The following is a 273-nucleotide window of genomic DNA, read 5'->3' as shown; positions in this document are numbered from 1 at the left end:
AAAGGCGAGGCGTTGGTGCTGTTCACCACCGATCCCGCCATTACCCGCGAGGCATTGCTGCGGGTGGCGCGCGAACTGGGCAGCCCGGAGCTGGCGGTGCCGCGCGATATTCGCCTGTTGAAAACGCTGCCGGTGCTCGGCAGCGGCAAACCCGATTTCGTCACCCTGCGTCATATGGCCGAACAGCCGGAGAGTGCCTGATGAATCCTTCGACCGAATCCCCTTTGTTGTCACGCGGCATGATCGCGGTGATCAGCGCGCAGTTCCTTTCGG

Annotated in this window: 1 protein-coding gene; it reads left to right on the top strand. The window is 63.0% G+C overall.

Annotated elements, in window-relative coordinates; genetic code table 11:
* Nucleotides 1-201 (top strand): hypothetical protein (locus ACYYG1_RS17450; RefSeq protein ID WP_461211608.1); only part of this gene is annotated, 201 nt, incomplete at its 5' end.
* Nucleotides 202-273: the final 72 nt, after the last annotated feature.

The sequence above is a fragment of the Desulfocurvus sp. DL1XJH-121 genome (genome assembly GCF_054819825.1).
Note: the sequence above shows the minus strand (reverse complement) of the source record. Positions and strands in the feature narration are given on the sequence as shown.